Origin of the sequence: Pantoea sp. LS15 (assembly GCF_012241585.1) — a bacterium.
In the GTDB taxonomy this organism is placed as follows: Bacteria; Pseudomonadota; Gammaproteobacteria; order Enterobacterales; family Enterobacteriaceae; genus Enterobacter.
This window is the reverse complement of sequence record NZ_JAAVXA010000008.1, coordinates 192586-208136: the sequence shown is the minus strand read 5'-3', so window position 1 is coordinate 208136 and position 15551 is coordinate 192586. Positions and strand designations below refer to the sequence as shown.

General features: G+C 53.4%; 14 protein-coding genes. 12 read left to right on the top strand and 2 right to left on the bottom strand.

Going from position 1 to position 15551, the window contains the following annotated elements:
* Window positions 1–12 precede the first annotated feature (12 nt).
* The 11 genes from atpA to phoU all read left to right on the top strand — a co-directional run bounded on the left by atpA (window position 13) and on the right by phoU (window position 12693).
* Window positions 13–1554, top strand: coding sequence for a F0F1 ATP synthase subunit alpha (atpA, locus tag HED65_RS14165; protein ID WP_028017764.1), 1542 nt, complete (start codon window positions 13–15; stop codon window positions 1552–1554).
* A 51-nt stretch (window positions 1555–1605) separates the two neighbouring features.
* Window positions 1606–2469 (top strand): F0F1 ATP synthase subunit gamma, encoded by an 864-nt coding sequence (atpG, locus tag HED65_RS14160; RefSeq protein WP_023333921.1) that lies wholly within the window; start codon window positions 1606–1608, stop codon window positions 2467–2469.
* Window positions 2470–2500: 31 nt separating this feature from the next.
* Window positions 2501–3883, top strand: a complete 1383-nt coding sequence (gene atpD, locus HED65_RS14155) for a F0F1 ATP synthase subunit beta (RefSeq protein WP_003862362.1) — start codon at window positions 2501–2503, stop codon at window positions 3881–3883.
* Window positions 3884–3903: 20 nt separating this feature from the next.
* Window positions 3904–4323, top strand: coding sequence for a F0F1 ATP synthase subunit epsilon (locus HED65_RS14150; protein ID WP_006177560.1), 420 nt, complete (start codon window positions 3904–3906; stop codon window positions 4321–4323).
* A gap of 138 nt (window positions 4324–4461) precedes the next feature.
* Complete coding sequence (gene glmU, locus HED65_RS14145) at window positions 4462–5832, top strand: bifunctional UDP-N-acetylglucosamine diphosphorylase/glucosamine-1-phosphate N-acetyltransferase GlmU (RefSeq protein ID WP_114979045.1); 1371 nt, start codon at window positions 4462–4464, stop codon at window positions 5830–5832.
* Window positions 5833–6010: 178 nt separating this feature from the next.
* The gene (glmS, locus tag HED65_RS14140; RefSeq protein ID WP_114979044.1) at window positions 6011–7840 is read left to right on the top strand and encodes a glutamine--fructose-6-phosphate transaminase (isomerizing); all 1830 of its coding nucleotides are present in this window, start codon (window positions 6011–6013) and stop codon (window positions 7838–7840) included.
* Between the two features lie 321 nt (window positions 7841–8161).
* On the top strand, window positions 8162–9202 hold the full coding sequence (pstS, locus tag HED65_RS14135; RefSeq protein WP_028017767.1) for a phosphate ABC transporter substrate-binding protein PstS: 1041 nt from the start codon (window positions 8162–8164) through the stop codon (window positions 9200–9202).
* Between the two features lie 81 nt (window positions 9203–9283).
* Window positions 9284–10243, top strand: coding sequence for a phosphate ABC transporter permease PstC (pstC, locus tag HED65_RS14130; RefSeq protein ID WP_028017768.1), 960 nt, complete (start codon window positions 9284–9286; stop codon window positions 10241–10243).
* The gene (gene pstA / locus HED65_RS14125; protein WP_028017769.1) at window positions 10243–11133 is read left to right on the top strand and encodes a phosphate ABC transporter permease PstA; all 891 of its coding nucleotides are present in this window, start codon (window positions 10243–10245) and stop codon (window positions 11131–11133) included. Before pstC ends, pstA begins: the two co-directional genes overlap by 1 nt.
* 47 nt (window positions 11134–11180) lie before the next feature.
* Window positions 11181–11954: a phosphate ABC transporter ATP-binding protein PstB gene (pstB, locus tag HED65_RS14120; protein WP_049007093.1), complete on the top strand. Its 774-nt coding sequence runs from the start codon at window positions 11181–11183 to the stop codon at window positions 11952–11954.
* Between the two features lie 13 nt (window positions 11955–11967).
* Window positions 11968–12693, top strand: coding sequence for a phosphate signaling complex protein PhoU (phoU, locus tag HED65_RS14115; RefSeq protein WP_008500182.1), 726 nt, complete (start codon window positions 11968–11970; stop codon window positions 12691–12693).
* 45 nt (window positions 12694–12738) lie between these two features.
* Here phoU and yieH read toward each other — a convergent pair whose 3' ends face one another.
* The gene (yieH, locus tag HED65_RS14110; RefSeq protein WP_114979043.1) at window positions 12739–13404 is read right to left on the bottom strand and encodes a 6-phosphogluconate phosphatase; all 666 of its coding nucleotides are present in this window, start codon (window positions 13402–13404) and stop codon (window positions 12739–12741) included.
* Between the two features lie 166 nt (window positions 13405–13570).
* On the opposite strand from yieH, the gene adeP reads away from it, so the two are divergent.
* The gene (gene adeP / locus HED65_RS14105; RefSeq protein WP_028017772.1) at window positions 13571–14908 is read left to right on the top strand and encodes an adenine permease AdeP; all 1338 of its coding nucleotides are present in this window, start codon (window positions 13571–13573) and stop codon (window positions 14906–14908) included.
* A gap of 61 nt (window positions 14909–14969) precedes the next feature.
* Here adeP and HED65_RS14100 read toward each other — a convergent pair whose 3' ends face one another.
* Window positions 14970–15536: an NADPH-dependent FMN reductase gene (locus HED65_RS14100; RefSeq protein WP_114979042.1), complete on the bottom strand. Its 567-nt coding sequence runs from the start codon at window positions 15534–15536 to the stop codon at window positions 14970–14972.
* Window positions 15537–15551: the final 15 nt, after the last annotated feature.

Here is a 15551-nt window from a genome sequence, read left to right as displayed (position 1 = left end):
GGGGACTGGAGCATGCAACTGAATTCCACCGAAATCAGCGAACTGATCAAGCAGCGCATTGCTCAGTTCAATGTTGTGAGCGAAGCTCACAATGAAGGTACTATTGTTTCTGTAAGTGACGGTGTTATCCGCATTCACGGCCTGGCCGATTGTATGCAGGGTGAGATGATTTCCCTCCCGGGTAACCGTTACGCTATCGCACTGAACCTGGAGCGCGACTCCGTAGGTGCAGTTGTGATGGGTCCATACGCTGACCTCGCCGAAGGCATGAAGGTTAAGTGTACTGGCCGTATTCTGGAAGTGCCGGTTGGCCGTGGCCTGCTGGGTCGCGTTGTTAACACCCTGGGTGCGCCAATCGACGGTAAAGGTCCGGTTGAGCACGATGGCTTCTCCCCAATCGAAGTTATCGCACCAGGCGTTATCGATCGTCAGTCCGTAGATCAGCCTGTTCAGACAGGTTATAAGTCCGTTGATGCCATGATCCCAATCGGTCGTGGTCAGCGTGAACTGATCATCGGTGACCGTCAGACCGGTAAAACCGCGATGGCTATCGACGCCATCATCAACCAGCGTGATTCCGGCATCAAATGTGTGTACGTGGCTATCGGCCAGAAAGCGTCCACCATTTCTAACGTGGTTCGTAAACTGGAAGAGCACGGCGCACTGGCTAACACCATTGTTGTTGTTGCAACTGCTTCCGAATCTGCTGCACTGCAATACCTGGCGCCATACGCGGGTTGCGCAATGGGCGAATACTTCCGTGACCGCGGTGAAGATGCACTGATCGTATACGATGACCTGTCTAAACAGGCTGTTGCTTATCGTCAGGTTTCCCTGTTGCTCCGTCGTCCACCTGGACGTGAAGCGTTCCCTGGCGACGTATTCTACCTCCACTCTCGTCTGCTGGAGCGTGCTTCCCGCGTTAACGCGGAATACGTCGAGAACTTCACCAAAGGTGAAGTGAAGGGTAAAACGGGCTCTCTGACCGCACTGCCGATCATTGAAACCCAGGCGGGTGACGTTTCTGCGTTCGTTCCGACCAACGTAATTTCCATTACCGATGGTCAGATCTTCCTGGAAACCAACCTGTTTAACTCCGGTATTCGTCCGGCGGTTAACCCGGGTATCTCCGTATCCCGTGTTGGTGGTGCTGCTCAGACCAAGATCATCAAGAAACTGTCCGGTGGTATCCGTACCGCGCTGGCACAGTATCGTGAACTGGCTGCGTTCTCTCAGTTCGCATCCGATCTGGACGAAGCAACCCGTAAACAGCTGAGCCACGGTCAGAAAGTGACCGAGCTGCTGAAGCAGAAACAGTACGCACCAATGTCTGTTGCTCAGCAGGGCCTGGTACTGTTCGCGGCTGAACGCGGTTACCTCGAAGATGTGGAACTGGCGAAAATCGGTAGCTTCGAAGCCGCTCTGCTGGCTTACGTCGACCGTGATCACGCTCCGCTGATGCAAGAGATCAACCAGACCGGTGGCTATAACGACGAAATCGAAGGCAAGCTGAAAGCTATCCTCGATTCCTTCAAAGCAACCCAATCCTGGTAATCGTCCGGCGGCTTGTCTCAGGACAAGCCGCCTGGCATTGAGGAGAAGCTCATGGCCGGCGCAAAAGAGATACGTAGTAAGATCGCAAGCGTCCAGAACACGCAAAAGATCACTAAAGCGATGGAGATGGTCGCCGCTTCCAAAATGCGTAAATCGCAGGATCGCATGGCGGCCAGCCGTCCTTATGCAGAAACCATGCGCAAAGTGATTGGTCACCTTGCAAACGGTAATCTGGAATATAAGCACCCTTACCTGGAAGAACGCGACGTTAAGCGCGTGGGCTACCTGGTGGTGTCGACCGACCGTGGTCTGTGTGGCGGCTTGAACATTAACCTGTTCAAAAAACTGCTGGCGGATATGAAAGCATGGTCTGAAAAAGGCGTTCAGTGCGATATCGCAATGATCGGCTCTAAAGGCGTCTCTTTCTTTAACTCCGTTGGTGGCAACATTGTCGCTCAGGTGACCGGTATGGGTGATAACCCGTCCCTGTCAGAACTGATCGGCCCGGTTAAAGTGATGTTGCAGGCTTATGATGAAGGCCGTCTGGACAGACTGTACGTTGTCAGCAACAAATTCATTAACACCATGTCTCAGGTTCCAACGCTCACTCAGATGCTGCCTTTACCGGCATCAGAAGATGATGAGCTGAAGCACAAAGCCTGGGATTACCTGTATGAACCCGATCCGAAACCGCTGCTGGATACCCTGCTGCGTCGTTACGTTGAATCTCAGGTTTATCAGGGCGTTGTAGAAAACCTGGCCAGCGAGCAGGCCGCACGAATGGTGGCGATGAAAGCCGCGACCGATAATGGCGGCAGCCTGATTAAAGAGCTGCAGTTGGTTTACAACAAAGCTCGTCAGGCCAGCATTACTCAGGAACTCACCGAGATCGTCTCGGGGGCCGCCGCGGTTTAACCAGGTTTACGAATTACGTAGAGGATTCAAGATGGCTACTGGAAAGATTGTCCAGGTAATCGGCGCCGTGGTGGACGTCGAGTTCCCTCAGGACGCCGTACCACGCGTGTACGACGCGCTTGAGGTACAGAATGGTAACGAGAGCCTGGTGCTGGAAGTTCAGCAGCAGCTCGGCGGCGGTATCGTGCGTACCATCGCGATGGGTTCTTCCGACGGTCTGCGTCGTGGTCTGGAAGTTAAAGACCTTGAGCACCCGATCGAAGTCCCGGTAGGTAAAGCAACTCTGGGTCGTATCATGAACGTATTGGGTCAACCAATCGACATGAAAGGCGACATCGGTGAAGAAGAGCGTTGGGCTATCCACCGCGCGGCACCTTCCTACGAAGAGCTGTCCAGCTCTCAGGAACTGCTGGAAACCGGCATCAAAGTTATCGACCTGATGTGTCCGTTTGCGAAGGGCGGTAAAGTTGGTCTGTTCGGTGGTGCGGGTGTAGGTAAAACCGTAAACATGATGGAGCTGATCCGTAACATCGCGATCGAGCACTCCGGTTACTCCGTATTTGCGGGCGTAGGTGAACGTACTCGTGAGGGTAACGACTTCTACCACGAAATGACCGACTCCAACGTTCTGGACAAAGTATCCCTGGTTTACGGCCAGATGAACGAGCCACCAGGAAACCGTCTGCGCGTTGCGCTGACTGGTCTGACTATGGCTGAGAAGTTCCGTGACGAAGGCCGTGACGTTCTGCTGTTCGTCGATAACATCTACCGTTACACCCTGGCCGGTACAGAAGTATCTGCACTTCTGGGTCGTATGCCTTCAGCGGTAGGTTATCAGCCGACTCTGGCGGAAGAGATGGGTGTTCTTCAGGAACGTATCACCTCTACCAAAACCGGTTCTATCACCTCCGTTCAGGCGGTATACGTACCTGCGGATGACTTGACTGACCCATCACCAGCAACCACCTTTGCGCACCTTGATGCAACCGTGGTACTGAGCCGTCAGATCGCGTCTCTGGGTATCTACCCAGCCGTTGACCCGCTGGACTCCACCAGCCGTCAGCTGGATCCACTGGTTGTTGGTCAGGAACACTACGACACCGCGCGTGGCGTACAGTCCCTGCTGCAACGTTACCAGGAACTGAAAGACATCATCGCCATCCTGGGTATGGATGAACTGTCTGAAGAAGACAAACTGGTGGTAGCACGTGCGCGTAAGATCCAGCGCTTCCTGTCCCAGCCATTCTTCGTTGCGGAAGTATTTACCGGTTCTCCGGGTAAATACGTTTCCCTGAAAGACACCATCCGTGGCTTTAAAGGCATCATGGAAGGCGAATACGATCACCTGCCAGAGCAGGCGTTCTACATGGTTGGTTCCATCGAAGAAGCAGTGGAAAAAGCCAAAAAACTTTAACGCCTTAATCGGAGGGTGATATGGCAATGACTTACCACCTGGACGTCGTCAGCGCAGAGCAACAAATGTTCTCTGGTCTGGTCGAGAAAATCCAGGTAACGGGTAGTGAAGGTGAGCTGGGTATTTTCCCGGGTCACGCACCGCTGCTCACCGCCATTAAGCCTGGTATGATCCGCATCGTTAAACAGTTCGGTCACGAAGAGTTTATCTATCTGTCCGGCGGCATTCTTGAAGTGCAGCCTGGCAGTGTGACCGTTCTGGCCGATACCGCTATTCGTGGCCAGGATCTCGACGAAGCGCGAGCCCTGGAATCGAAGCGTAAGGCTGAAGAGCACATTAGCAGCTCTCATGGTGACGTGGATTACGCTCAGGCGTCTGCGGAGCTGGCCAAAGCGATCGCGAAACTGCGCGTTATCGAGTTGACCAAAAAAGCGATGTAACACCGGCTTGAAAAGCACAAAAGCCAGTCTGGGATCCAGGCTGGCTTTTTTTTTCGGCCTTAATTCATGATGAAAAAGATGTAGAATTTTAAGCACCAAACGTTTTTACTTCTCACTCAAACTACTGTCAGGATGCGTATGTCAAACAGTGCGATGAGCGTGGTGATCCTTGCCGCTGGCAAAGGTACCCGCATGTATTCCGATCTGCCTAAAGTGCTTCACACGCTGGCAGGAAAGCCAATGGTGCAGCATGTCATTGATGCAGCAAATGAACTGGGTGCCCGTCAGGTTCACCTGGTCTACGGCCACGGCGGCGATCTGCTTAAAAAGACGCTGAGTGATGACAAGCTCAACTGGGTGCTTCAGGCAGAACAGTTGGGTACTGGCCATGCAATGCAGCAGGCTGCACCGTTTTTTGCCGATGACGAAGACATTCTGATGCTCTACGGCGATGTTCCGCTGATCTCCGTTGAAACACTAACTCGCCTGCGTGAAGCCAAACCGCAGGGCGGCATCGGTTTGTTAACCGTTGTGCTGGATGATCCAACCGGTTATGGCCGCATCACCCGTGCAAACGGCAACGTAACGGGGATTGTTGAACACAAAGATGCCAGCGACAAACAACGCCAGATTCAGGAGATCAACACCGGTATCCTGATTGCCAATGGCGCGGATATGAAGCGCTGGCTGTCGAAGCTCAACAACAACAATGCGCAGGGTGAATACTACATCACCGACATCATTGCGATGGCATATCAGGAAGGACGTGAGATTGCGGCGGTACATCCGGCACGCATTAGCGAAACCGAAGGGGTGAATAACCGCCTTCAGCTTTCCCGTCTGGAGCGCGTATATCAGTCTGAACAGGCCGAAAAACTGCTGCTGGCAGGCGTGATGCTGCGTGACCCGGCGCGTTTCGATCTACGTGGCACTCTATCTCACGGTCGTGACGTTGAAATTGATACTAACGTTATCTTTGAAGGCAAAGTCACTCTGGGCAATCGCGTCAAAATTGGCGCTGGCTGCGTGATCAAAAACAGCGTCATCGGTGACGATTGCGAAATCAGCCCTTACAGCGTGGTGGAAGATGCGCATCTGGAAGCGGCATGCACCATTGGGCCGTTTGCGCGTCTGCGCCCGGGCGCTGAGCTGATGGAAGGGGCTCACGTGGGCAACTTCGTTGAGATGAAAAAAGCGCGTCTGGGTAAAGGCTCTAAAGCCGGTCATTTGACCTATCTTGGCGATGCGGAAATTGGCGATAACGTCAATATTGGTGCAGGCACAATCACCTGCAACTATGACGGTGCCAACAAGTTTAAAACCATTATCGGTGATGATGTGTTTGTCGGTTCCGATACACAGCTGGTGGCACCGGTTACCGTGGGTAACGGGGTAACGATTGCCGCCGGGACAACCGTTACGCGCGATATCGCCGATAACGAGCTGGTATTAAGCCGTGTGCCACAGGTGCACAAGCAGGGCTGGAAACGCCCGGTGAAGAAAAAGTAACGGATTTACCCTCGCCCCTTTGGGGAGAGGGCCGGGGTGAGGGGATAACATAATCCTCCCCCCACAAGCAGTACCCATAAAAAGAACCCCACTCTCTACAAGGCTCGGGGCGCCCGGAAAGGGCAAATACAGGTCAGCGACAACGCAGGCGTTATGCCTAAATTCGGAATCTAAAACTATGTGTGGAATTGTTGGCGCAGTTGCGCAGCGTGATATTGCTGAAATCCTTCTCGAAGGTTTACGTCGTCTGGAATACCGTGGCTATGACTCTGCTGGTCTGGCCGTGGTCGATGCAGAAGGTCATATGACCCGTCTGCGTCGTCTCGGTAAAGTGCAGATGCTGGCCCAGGCCGCGGAAGAACACCCGCTGCATGGTGGTACCGGTATTGCTCACACCCGCTGGGCGACACACGGCGAACCGTCTGAAGGCAACGCTCACCCGCATGTGTCTGAACACATCGTGGTCGTGCACAACGGCATTATCGAAAACCACGAACCGCTGCGCGAAGAACTGAAAGCGCGCGGCTATGCCTTCGTCTCTGAAACCGACACCGAAGTGATTGCTCACCTGGTGCACTGGGAGCTGGAGCAGGGCGGTACACTGCGTGACGCAGTACTGCGTGCTATCCCTCAGCTGCGCGGTGCGTACGGCACGGTGATCATGGACTCACGCGATCCATCCACGCTGCTGGCCGCACGTTCCGGTAGCCCGATGGTTATCGGTCTGGGCATGGGTGAAAACTTTATCGCCTCTGACCAGCTTGCGCTCCTGCCAGTTACCCGTCGCTTTATCTTCCTGGAAGAGGGTGATATTGCGGAAGTGACTCGCCGCAGCGTGACCGTATTCGATACCAAAGGCGAGCAGGTGAAACGCCAGGAGATCGAATCTAACCTGCAGTACGACGCGGGCGACAAAGGCGCTTACCGTCACTACATGCAGAAAGAGATTTACGAGCAGCCAAACGCCATCAAAAACACTCTTACCGGGCGCATCAGCCACGGTGAGGTGGATCTGAGCGAGTTGGGTGCAAACGCGAACGAACTGCTCAGCAAGGTTGAGCACATTCAGATCGTGGCCTGCGGTACCTCCTACAACTCCGGTATGGTTTCTCGTTACTGGTTTGAATCCCTGGCGGGCGTGCCGTGTGATGTGGAAATCGCGTCTGAATTCCGCTACCGCAAATCCGCTGTACGTCGTAACAGCCTGATGATCACCCTTTCCCAGTCTGGTGAAACGGCGGATACGCTGGCGGCGCTGCGTCTGTCTAAAGAGCTGGGCTACCTTGGCTCTCTGGCCATCTGTAACGTCCCTGGCTCATCGCTGGTGCGTGAATCCGATCTGGCGCTGATGACCAAAGCGGGTACCGAAATTGGCGTGGCTTCCACTAAAGCGTTTACCACTCAGCTGACCGTTCTGTTAATGCTGGTGGCGAAACTGGCACGTCTGAAAGGTGAAGATGCGTCTGTTGAGCATGACATCGTTCATGGCCTGCAGGCACTGCCGAGCCGCATTGAGCAGATGCTGTCCCAGGACAAACGCATTGAAGCACTGGCAGAAGATTTCTCTGACAAACACCACGCGCTGTTCCTGGGTCGTGGTGATCAGTATCCGATTGCGCTGGAAGGCGCGCTGAAGCTGAAAGAGATCTCCTACATTCACGCGGAAGCCTATGCGGCAGGCGAGCTGAAACACGGCCCACTGGCGCTGATTGACGCCGATATGCCGGTCATCGTTGTGGCACCTAACAACGAACTGCTGGAAAAACTGAAATCCAACATCGAAGAAGTGCGCGCCCGCGGTGGTGTTCTGTACGTCTTCGCCGACAAAGATGCCGGTTTTGTCAGCAATGACAACATGCACATCATCGAGATGCCGCATGTGGAAGAGGTGATTGCACCGATCTTCTACACCGTTCCGTTGCAGTTGCTGGCTTATCACGTTGCGCTGATCAAAGGCACCGACGTTGACCAGCCACGTAACCTGGCGAAGTCTGTCACCGTAGAATAATCCCTTCAGGCTCCACCTTCGGGTGGAGCTTTTCTATCCCGCCTGGTTTGTTTTTAATCAACTCTTTTGCGTTTTTATTTATGACAATCTGTCATCTTCAGCTACTTTTTTCAGTGTCACATAAAGAAAATATTTCTGAAAACGCCTTGTCATAAAAGTGGCTAACACGATGAAAATTAAGCTTTCTTTTGCTGGTTTTTAAGTGAAATTTTCATTGTCATAAAACTGTCATAATTCGTACATTTATCTGTCACCTGTTTGTCCTATTTTGCTCATCGTAGCCACTAAACAACGATTTACGAAAATCTTGCAGGAGACATTATGAAAGTTATGCGTACCACTGTCGCAACTGTTGTCGCCGCGACCTTATCTCTGAGCGCGTTCTCTGTATTTGCAGAAGCAAGCCTGACTGGCGCTGGTGCAACCTTCCCTGCGCCGGTGTATGCCAAATGGGCGGATACCTACCAGAAAGAAACCGGTAACAAGGTTAACTATCAGGGTATCGGCTCCTCCGGTGGCGTTAAACAAATTACCGCTAATACCGTTGATTTCGGTGCATCAGACGCTCCGCTGTCTGATGACAAACTGGCACAGGAAGGTCTGTTCCAGTTCCCGACCGTGATCGGCGGTGTGGTTCTGGCCATCAACTTGCCGGGCGTGAAGTCTGGTGAACTGGTGCTGGACGGCAAAACCCTGGGTGACATCTACCTGGGGAAAATCAAAAAATGGGATGACGAGGCGATTGCCAAACTCAACCCAGGCCTGAAACTGCCTTCTCAGAACATCGCTGTGGTTCGCCGCGCTGATGGTTCTGGTACCTCTTTCGTGTTCACCAGCTATCTGGCGAAAGTGAACGAAGAGTGGAAATCTAAAGTCGGTTCTGGCTCTACCGTTAACTGGCCAACCGGTCTGGGTGGTAAAGGCAACGATGGCATCGCCGCGTTCGTACAGCGTCTGCCAGGCTCTATCGGTTACGTAGAATACGCCTACGCTAAACAGAACAACCTGTCCTACACCAAACTGGTTTCTGCTGATGGCAAACCTGTCAGCCCGACCGAAGAGAACTTTGCCAACGCTGCAAAAGGCGCTGACTGGAGCAAATCTTTCGCTCAGGACCTGACTAACCAGAAAGGCGAAGGTGCATGGCCAATCACCTCTACCACCTTCATCCTGGTTCACAAAGAGCAGAAGAAACCTGAGCAGGGCGCCGAAGTGCTGAAGTTCTTCGACTGGGCGTACAAAAACGGCGGCAAACAGGCTAATGCCCTGGATTACGCTACCCTGCCAGAAAACGTGGTTGAGCAGATTCGTGCTGCATGGAAAACCAACGTAAAAGACAGCAGCGGTAAAGCATTGTATTAATTTAGCATTCTGACGAAAATGGCGGGTGGCGCTTGCGCTTACCCGCCGATTTCGTAAACGCGTTTAACAGAAGAGTGATTTATGGCTGCAACCAAGCCTGCATTTAACCCTCCGGGTAAAAAAGGTGACATGATTTTCAGCGCGCTGGTAAAACTGGCTGCGCTGATTGTGCTATTGCTGCTGGGCGGCATTATCGTGTCTCTGATTTTCTCCTCCTGGCCGAGCATCCAGAAATTCGGTTTCTCCTTCCTGTGGACCAAAGAGTGGGACGCGCCGAACGATATATACGGTGCGCTGGTGCCGATTTACGGCACGCTGGTGACCTCGTTCATCGCCCTGCTGATCGCGGTTCCCGTCAGTTTTGGTATTGCCCTGTTTCTGACGGAACTGGCACCGGGCTGGCTGCGTCGCCCACTGGGTATTGCCATCGAACTGTTGGCGGCCATTCCGAGTATCGTTTACGGCATGTGGGGCCTGTTTATCTTTGCGCCGCTGTTCGCAACGTACTTCCAGGAACCCGTGGGTAATGTACTTTCTGCCATCCCGTTTGTGGGTGCCTTGTTCTCTGGCCCGGCTTTCGGTATCGGTATTCTGGCTGCAGGTGTGATCCTCGCCATTATGATTATTCCGTACATTGCGGCGGTCATGCGCGATGTCTTCGAACAAACGCCGGTGATGATGAAAGAGTCGGCCTACGGTATTGGCTGTACCACCTGGGAAGTTATCTGGCGCATTGTCCTTCCGTTCACCAAAAATGGGGTGATTGGTGGCGTGATGCTGGGTCTGGGACGTGCGCTGGGTGAAACCATGGCGGTGACCTTTATCATCGGTAACACCTACCAGCTCGACAGCGCATCACTCTTCATGCCGGGTAACAGTATTACCTCTGCACTGGCGAATGAATTTGCTGAGGCGGAATCCGGTCTGCACGTCGCGGCGTTGATGGAGTTGGGTCTGATTCTGTTCGTGATCACCTTTATTGTTCTGGCGATCTCCAAGCTGATGATTATGCGCCTCGCTAAAAATGAGGGGGCACGCTAATGGCAACTCTCGAAATGCAAGCTACCGCTGAACTGGCGGAATCCCGCCGCAAAATGCAGGCCCGACGCCGTTTTAAAAACCGTATCGCGCTGACACTCTCAATGGGAACCATGGCATTTGGCCTGTTCTGGCTGGTCTGGATCCTCTTCTCGACGGTCGTGCGCGGGATTGACGGGATGTCGCTGGCGCTGTTTACCGAAATGACGCCACCGCCAAATACGGCGGGTGGTGGTCTGGCGAATGCCCTGGCAGGTAGCGGATTGCTGATCCTGTGGGCAACAGTATTTGGTACGCCGCTGGGTATCATGGCAGGCATCTATCTTGCGGAGTACGGACGTAAATCCTGGCTGGCAGAAGTCATTCGTTTCATCAATGACATCCTGCTTTCAGCCCCGTCTATCGTGGTGGGTCTGTTTGTTTACACCGTCGTGGTGGCGCAGATGGAACACTTCTCCGGCTGGGCGGGTGTGATTGCGCTGGCGCTGTTGCAGGTGCCTATTGTCATTCGTACTACCGAGAACATGCTGAAACTGGTGCCGGACAGCCTGCGTGAAGCGGCTTATGCACTGGGAACGCCGAAATGGAAAATGATCTCTGCGATTACGCTGAAAGCGTCAGTCTCCGGGATCATGACCGGTATTTTGCTGGCGGTTGCGCGTATCGCGGGTGAAACGGCTCCGCTGCTGTTTACCTCCCTCTCCAACCAGTTCTGGAGCACGGACATGATGCAGCCGATCGCTAACCTGCCGGTGACGATCTTTAAATTTGCGATGAGCCCATTCGCGGAATGGCAGCAACTGGCCTGGGCCGGGGTGCTGATCATTACCCTTTGCGTACTGTTGCTGAACATTCTGGCGCGCGTCATTTTCGCGAAGAAGAAACACGGTTAATTTTTTACGGCGCGGCAGCTCGCGGCGCCGAATGAGGAAATGAGTCAATGAGTATGGTTGATACTGCCCCGGGTAAGATTCAGGTTCGTGATTTGAACTTCTACTACGGCAAATTCCATGCCCTGAAGAATATCAACCTGGATATCGCGAAGAACCAGGTTACGGCATTCATCGGTCCGTCTGGCTGCGGTAAATCCACGCTGCTGCGTACCTTTAATAAAATGTATTCGCTCTATCCGGAGCAGCGCGCTGAAGGTGAAATTATCCTGGACGGCGAAAACATTCTGACCCAGGCTCAGGATATTGCCCTGCTGCGCGCAAAAGTGGGGATGGTGTTCCAGAAACCCACGCCGTTCCCGATGTCCATTTATGACAACATTGCGTTTGGTGTCCGCCTGTTTGAAAAGCTCTCACGTGCCGATATGGACGAGCGCGTGCAATGGGCTTTGACCAAGGCCGCATTATGGAACGAAACCAAAGATAAGTTGCACCAGAGCGGGTACTCTCTTTCCGGTGGTCAGCAGCAGCGTCTGTGCATTGCGCGTGGTATCGCCATTCGCCCGGAAGTGTTGCTGTTGGATGAGCCGTGTTCAGCGCTGGACCCGATCTCAACGGGTCGTATTGAAGAGTTGATCACCGAGCTGAAGCAGGATTACACCGTGGTTATCGTGACCCACAACATGCAGCAGGCTGCGCGTTGTTCCGATTACACGGCGTTTATGTACCTGGGCGAGTTGATTGAGTTCAGCGATACGGATGCGCTGTTCACCAGACCCGCTAAAAAGCAAACTGAAGATTATATTACTGGCCGCTACGGTTGATTTGGAGTGAACCATGGACAACCTTAATCTTAATAAACACATTTCAGGCCAGTTCAACGCAGAGCTGGAAAGCATTCGCACGCAGGTCATGACCATGGGTGGCATGGTTGAGCAGCAGCTTTCCGATGCGATCACGGCAATGCACAACCAGGACAGCGAGCTGGCGAAGCGCGTCATTGAAGGTGACAAAAACGTCAACATGATGGAAGTCGCTATCGACGAGGCCTGCGTTCGTATTATCGCCAAGCGTCAGCCAACAGCGAGCGATCTGCGCCTGGTGATGGCGATTATCAAAACCATCGCCGAGCTGGAACGTATTGGTGACGTTGCGGATAAAATCTGCCGCACCGCGCTGGAGAAGTTCTCTCAGCAGCACCAGCCACTGCTGGTGAGCCTGGAGTCGCTGGGTCGCCACACCGTGCAGATGCTGCATGACGTGCTGGATGCCTTTGCGCGTATGGATCTGGACGAAGCGGTACGTATTTACCGTGAAGACAAGAAAGTCGACCAGGAATACGAAGGCATCGTGCGTCAGCTGATGACCTACATGATGGAAGATTCACGTACGATCCCAAGCGTACTGACTGCCCTGTTCTGCGCGCGCTCCATTGAGCGTATCGGTGACCGCTGCCAGAACATTTGCGAATACATTTTCTACTTCGTGAAAGGTCAGGACTTCCGTCACGTGGGCGGCGACGAGCTGGACAAGCTGCTGGCGGGTAAAGATCCGAAAGAGTGATGTTTGTGGCGGGTGGCGCTAGCGCTTTACCCGCCCTACGTTAACTTAACGCGTAATATCCCACCCGCGCGCCTTCCACAATGCTGGCAACTGCGCCAGATCGGTAAAGGTCGTCACTTTTGGATGATCGATCGGTTTGTTGTGCGGATCGGCACAGTAATAAAATACCTCCATTCCCGCATCAATCCCTGACTGCGCGCCCGCCGACGAGTCATCCACCAGAATGCAATTTTCTACATTAACGTTCATTGCGTTTGCCGCATGGAACATCAGCGCCGGATCGGGCTTCCAGCGTTGAATATCGTAACCGCTGAACAGTTTTTCCGGGAAATGATGCAACATCTCCAGTTTCCCCAGTGAGTGCTGCATTTTGCTGACCGGACCATTGGATACCACGCAGATTGGCACCGTCATCGCATCCAGAAGCGCATTCGCCCCGGCGATGACCTCCAGCTCGGAATCGAACAGGCGTGCAACCTCAGCGCGGTAAACCGGCTCGAGATCTCCTTTCGGCAGATCCACACCGTGCTCGTCGTTAATGATGTCGATGATCTCGTACAGTTTCACGCCCTTAAAGCGTTTGAACACCTCTTCGAGATCGAGCGTAATACCAAATTCCTGGAACATGGCGACATACGCACGGGAACAAATGACCTCACTGTCGACAAGCGTACCGTCGCAGTCGAAAAATACCGCCTCAATTCCGGACATGTCTTTCCCTTTTAACAAGTTTAACGTTTACGTGGTGTGGTTTTACGACACGCAATCGTTGCCGTATAAGCAAATTCAATGAAAAAAAGTACCCTACAACCGCCCTTATTGTCGCATTTTGGTATAGGATAGCGACGAATTTTCCCTCCTTGTTCGGAAATTGATGATGAGTCAACAACACACTACCCAGGCATCTGGTCAGGGTCTGCTTGAGCGCGTGTTTAAACTGCGCGAGCACGGCACAACGGCACGCACCGAAGTGATCGCCGGTTTCACCACCTTCCTGACGATGGTCTATATCGTTTTTGTTAACCCACAAATTCTGGGCGTTGCTGGCATGGATACCAGCGCCGTCTTCGTGACTACCTGTCTGATCGCGGCTCTTGGCAGCATCCTGATGGGCGTGTTCGCTAACCTGCCGGTTGCACTGGCACCGGCGATGGGTCTGAACGCATTCTTTGCGTTCGTGGTCGTTCAGGCGATGGGCCTGCCGTGGCAAGTTGGCATGGGCGCTATCTTCTGGGGCGCTATTGGTCTGCTGTTGCTGACTATTTTCCGCGTACGTTACTGGATGATTGCCAACATTCCTGTGAGCCTGCGCGTGGGCATTACCAGTGGTATCGGTCTGTTCATCGGTATGATGGGGCTGAAAAACGCCGGCGTTATCGTGGCTAACCCGGATACGCTGGTGAGCATCGGTCACCTGACCTCTCACAACGTGCTGCTGGGCGTGTTGGGCTTTTTCATTATCGCGATCCTGGCTTCCCGCAATATTCATGCTGCGGTGCTGGTATCCATCGTGGTGACCACGCTGCTGGGCTGGCTGCTGGGTGACGTTCACTACAACGGTATCGTTTCTGCGCCACCGAGTGTTTCCACCGTTATTGGTCACGTTGATCTGGCGGGTTCCCTGAACCTGGGCCTGGCGGGCGTGATTTTCTCCTTTATGCTGGTAAACCTGTTCGACTCCTCCGGTACCCTGATTGGCGTGACCGACAAAGCAGGTCTGGCCGATGAGAAAGGGAAATTCCCGCGCATGAAGCAGGCACTGTTTGTTGACAGCATCTCGTCTGTTGCTGGCTCCTTTATCGGTACCTCTTCTGTTACTGCTTATATTGAATCCTCTTCCGGTGTTTCAGTGGGCGGCCGTACTGGTCTGACGGCGGTCGTGGTAGGTATCCTGTTCCTGCTGGTGATCTTCCTTTCGCCGCTGGCGGGAATGGTACCTCCGTATGCAGCAGCCGGTGCGCTGATCTACGTAGGTGTGCTGATGACCTCCAGCCTGTCACGCGTGAAGTGGGATGATTTAACCGAAGCGGTGCCGGCGTTTATTACCGCCGTGATGATGCCGTTCAGCTTCTCGATTACCGAAGGTATCGCGCTGGGCTTTATCTCTTACTGCGTAATGAAAATTGGTACCGGTCGCTTCCGTGATCTCAGCCCGTGCGTCATCGTTGTCGCGCTGCTGTTTGTGCTGAAGATTGTGTTTATTGACGCGAAATAAACATGTTTGCACCCTCTCCCGTGGGAGAGGGCCAGGGTGAGGGCATCAGGCAGCAATAAGCTTACGCCTTCACCCGCTTAATATAATCGCCAAACGCAGTCAGCTGACCAGACAGATGGTCACGCGTGCTCTGATCCACCACCTCACCCGTCTGCGGGTCGACCTTGTTCTGAATCACACCGCCCATAAACTCCGGCTTGTTCATTACCATCGCATCCAGGAACACCAGAATCTGGCGCAGGTGATACTGACAGCGCGCACCGCCAATGGCTCCCATAGAACTGGTCTGGATCAGCACGGGTTTACCTGAAAGAGGCTGCTCAGGGATGCGGGATAACCAGTCAATGGCATTTTTCAGACCGCCAGGAACGGAGTAGTTATACTCTGGTGTGACAATAACCACACCATCGGCCTGACGGATTTGCGCCGCCAGTGCCTCAACGCTGTGTGGGAATCCTTCTTCCTGCTGGACATCTGCATCATAGAGCGGAATGTCACCAATAGATGGCAGGGCACTAATCTCCATACCTGCCGGTGCCAGCTGTGGCAACGTGCGGGCAACCATCCCGTTAAATGAACCTTTGCGCAGGCTTCCCAGTAACGTAACTACTTTCAACGTATCAGACATGATTACTCCTGTTTC